Source organism: Pantoea sp. CTOTU49201, from assembly GCF_032054795.1.
GTDB classification, from domain to species: Bacteria; Pseudomonadota; Gammaproteobacteria; order Enterobacterales; family Enterobacteriaceae; genus Pantoea; species Pantoea symbiotica.
In genome coordinates, this window is sequence record NZ_DAMBSA010000176.1 from 1 (window position 1) to 3,724 (window position 3,724).

The 3,724-nt window shown below is 57.0% G+C and carries 3 protein-coding genes and 1 pseudogene; 3 read left to right on the plus strand and 1 reads right to left on the minus strand.

The window, feature by feature from the left end; genetic code table 11:
* Nucleotides 1-682, minus strand: a 682-nt coding sequence (locus tag RTY00_RS13415) for an endonuclease/exonuclease/phosphatase family protein (RefSeq protein WP_312664792.1), incomplete at its 3' end; no start/stop codon positions are given.
* A gap of 177 nt (nt 683-859) precedes the next feature.
* Here RTY00_RS13415 and RTY00_RS13420 point away from each other — a divergent pair.
* The 3 genes and pseudogenes from RTY00_RS13420 to dusC form a co-directional block, all read left to right on the plus strand.
* The gene (locus RTY00_RS13420) at nt 860-1,252 is read left to right on the plus strand and encodes a YbhQ family protein (protein WP_007890591.1); all 393 of its coding nucleotides are present in this window, start codon (nt 860-862) and stop codon (nt 1,250-1,252) included.
* A gap of 214 nt (nt 1,253-1,466) precedes the next feature.
* On the plus strand, nt 1,467-2,855 hold the full coding sequence (gene rhlE / locus RTY00_RS13425; protein ID WP_008102680.1) for an ATP-dependent RNA helicase RhlE: 1,389 nt from the start codon (nt 1,467-1,469) through the stop codon (nt 2,853-2,855).
* 4 nt (nt 2,856-2,859) lie between these two features.
* Nucleotides 2,860-3,724 (plus strand): annotated as a pseudogene (gene dusC, locus RTY00_RS13430) (tRNA dihydrouridine(16) synthase DusC); the annotation flags it as partial.

Sequence of the window (3,724 nt, forward strand, 5' to 3'; positions counted from 1 at the left end):
TGACCGTGGCATTGCGGATGTAGATACGATCAAGCCTTAACAGCGGAAAACGTGCCGGAAAGGTGCGGGCAGGGCGGCCGGTTTTGATGCTGAACACTTCCTCTAAGCCCACCGCGCGCTTAAGAAAGCGATTGGCGCTGACCTGCCAGTCATTGAAATCACCGGCCACCACCAAGGGCGCATCGGGCGGCAGCGTATCGATGAAGTCGCACATCATCTTCATCTGCGCCTGACGATGTTTCTCTTTCAGACCGAGATGCACGCAGAACACATGCAACGGCTCATCACGATCCGGCAGGCGGATTTGGCAGTGCAACATGCCGCGTTTTTCACTTCCAGCGACGGAAATATCGCGGTTTTCATATTCAACGATGGGAAATCGTGACAATATCGCGTTCCCGTGATGTCCCTCGGGATAAACGGCGTTGCGGCCATAGGCGAAATCGTCCCACATGGTATCGGCCAGAAACTCGTAATGTGAGGTTTCAGGCCAGTTTTCGATGTGCAGTGAATGGATGGCGTGGGTGCCCATCACCTCTTGCAGGAAGACAATATCCGCTGATGTCGCGCGGACAGCGTCACGCAATTCCGGCAGGATAAAGCGGCGATTAAAGCTGGTGAACCCCTTGTGGGTATTGATCGTCAGGACTTTAAATGAAAATCCTTGCGTATTTTGTGGCATACTTCGACGCGCTCCTTTTCATCATCAACAGCACAAAGTGTAGTCTTTGTCACAAATGGATGGTGTTAAGGGCAGAAAATTAGGGCGTAATCCGAAATTTGCTTTACATTGAGGACGTTCGTCTGGCCTCCAGCCAGATACACTTGGGCGACCTGTTGGGTCTGCCAGGAGAAGAGAATGAAATGGTCTAATCGTGTTCAGATTGTTACCGGACAAACCTGTTTGCACATTGCAATGCACCTGCTGGTGATTGCCGCGCTGGTTTGGGGCTGGAAACATAGGGCGCTGGTTGAAGTGAGCAGTACCCTGGTGGCAGCTTATGCGGTGGTATTTATTACCATGCTGGTCATGCAGCGTAGTGCCCGTTTACGTAGAATGGGTGATTCCCTCGAAGAGGTGACCACCACTTACTACTTTGGCGCAGCGATGTTAACGCTGTTCCTGATCTCCCGCTTTATCCACAACAACCTGCTGATTGGTATCCTCGGCGTGGTGATGTTGGTGGGACCGGCGCTGGTATCACTGCTGGCGAAAGAGCCGGTCCAGCGCATCGAGAAGAAGCGCAGTTGATCGATTAGGGACCGCAACCCTGCGGACCTGACAAAAGGAGCCAAATGCGGCTCCTTTTTTTATGGATGCTGTACGCGCGGAAAGCTGCTAAACTCGCGCCCTTACGCATGGTAGTTTGTGCCCTTTTCACACGTGAGCCCCGCGCTTGCGTCATATCCCTCCTGAAAACTACATCGCCTACGGCGATCAGGACGGTTCGGAGTAATACACCTGCATGTCATTTGACTCTCTCGGCTTAAGTGCCGATATTTTGCGTGCGGTAGCAGAACAAGGCTACCAAGAGCCGACGCCGATTCAGCGTCAGGCAATTCCTGTGGTGCTGGCTGGTCGTGACCTGCTGGCGAGCGCCCAAACCGGCACCGGTAAAACCGCCGGCTTTACGCTGCCATTGCTGCAGCGTCTGACTGCAAAACCGTCCACGGCGCGTGGCCGCCGTCCGGTGCGTGCGCTGATCCTGACCCCGACCCGCGAACTGGCGGCTCAGGTTGGCGAGAACGTGCGTGAGTACAGCCAATATCTGGATATCCGTTCGCTGGTGGTATTCGGCGGCGTGAGCATCAACCCGCAGATGATGAAACTGCGCGGCGGCGTTGACGTATTGGTGGCAACACCGGGCCGTCTGCTCGATCTGGCACACCAGAACGCGGTTGATCTGTCACAGGTTGAAATCCTCGTGCTGGATGAAGCGGATCGTATGCTCGACATGGGCTTCATCCACGACATCCGTCGCGTACTGGCGCGTCTGCCTGCTAAGCGTCAGAACCTGCTGTTCTCTGCCACCTTCTCTGACGAGATCAAAACGCTGGCGGAAAAACTGCTCACCAACCCAGAACAGGTTGAAGTTGCGCGTCGTAACACCGCATCTGAGCAGGTTTCCCAGCAAGTGCATTTCGTGGATAAGAAGCGTAAGCGGGAACTGCTGTCGCTGATGATTGGTCGTGATAACTGGCAGCAAGTGCTGGTGTTCACCCGTACCAAACACGGTGCCAACCACCTGGCTGAACAGCTGAACAAAGACGGCATCACCGCCGCCGCGATCCACGGTAACAAGAGCCAGGGCGCGCGTACCCGTGCATTGGCTGACTTCAAATCTGGCGGCATTCGCGTGTTGGTTGCCACCGACATCGCGGCGCGTGGTCTGGATATCGAAGAGCTGCCACACGTGGTGAACTACGAGCTGCCAAACGTGGCGGAAGATTACGTGCACCGTATCGGTCGTACTGGCCGTGCGGCTGCTACCGGCGCGGCACTGTCGCTGGTGTGCGTTGATGAACACAAACTGCTGCGTGACATTGAGCGTCTGCTGAAGCGTGAAATCCCACGCATCGAGCTGCCTGGTTTCGAAGTCGATCCAAGCATCAAAGCTGAGCCAATCCAGAACGGTCGTCAGCAGCAGGGCGGCGGTCGCGGCCAAGGTGGACGTGGTCAAGGCCAGGGTCGCGGACAGGGCGGCAACGTTTCTCGTCCACACAGCGGCAATGCACCTCGTCCGCAGGGTGAAGCGCGTTCAGCGCGCCGTCCAGCGCAGGGCGCAAGCCAGGCCGCGCCAGCCGCCAACAGCGGTCGTCGTCGTCCGGCACCGAAGAAAACCGGGAACGCCTAACGTCATGAGGGTTTTGCTGGCGCCGATGGAGGGCGTGCTCGATTCGCTGGTGCGTGAGCTGCTCTCCGGGGTTAATGATTATGACTTATGCGTGACCGAGTTTTTGCGCGTGGTCGATCAGCTGCTGCCGGTAAAATCCTTCTATCGTTTGTGTCCTGAGCTGCATAACCACAGCCGCACGCCGTCAGGCACGCGCGTTCGCATGCAGCTGCTCGGGCAATATCCCGAATGGCTGGCAGAGAACGCCGCGCGCGCGGTGGAACTTGGTTCCTGGGGCGTTGATCTCAACTGCGGTTGTCCGTCGAAGCTGGTAAACGGCAGCGGCGGCGGTGCCACCTTGCTGAAAGATCCCGAACTGATTTATCGCGGCGCGAAAGCGATGCGTGAAGCGGTGCCGGATCATCTGCCGGTGACGGTGAAAGTGCGATTGGGCTGGGATTCCGGCGATCGTCGCTTTGAAATCGCCGATGCGGTGCAGCAAGCCGGTGCCAGCGAGCTGGTGGTGCACGGTCGTACCAAAGAAGATGGCTATCGCGCCGAAAGCATTAACTGGCAGGCGATTGGCGAAATCCGCCAGCGTCTGCGTATTCCGGTGATCGCCAACGGTGAAATCTGGAACTGGCAGGACGCGCAAGATTGCATGCGCATTACCGGCTGCGATGCGGTGATGATTGGACGCGGTGCGCTTAACGTGCCAAACCTGGCGCGCGTGGTGAAGTACAACGAAGCGCCGATGCCTTGGCCTGACGTGGTCGCATTGTTGCTGAAATATACCCAGCTGGAAAAGCAGGGCGATACCGGCATGTATCACGTAGCGCGCATCAAGCAGTGGCTTGGCTATTTGCGCAAGGCGTATCACCAAGCCGACG

What these genes read in the sequence shown, in the direction of transcription:
- RTY00_RS13420 (WP_007890591.1), top strand. Translation starts at nt 860, where the DNA reads ATGAAATGGTCTAATCGTGTTCAGATTGTTACCGGACAAACCTGTTTG.
- rhlE (WP_008102680.1), top strand. Translation starts at nt 1,467, where the DNA reads ATGTCATTTGACTCTCTCGGCTTAAGTGCCGATATTTTGCGTGCGGTA.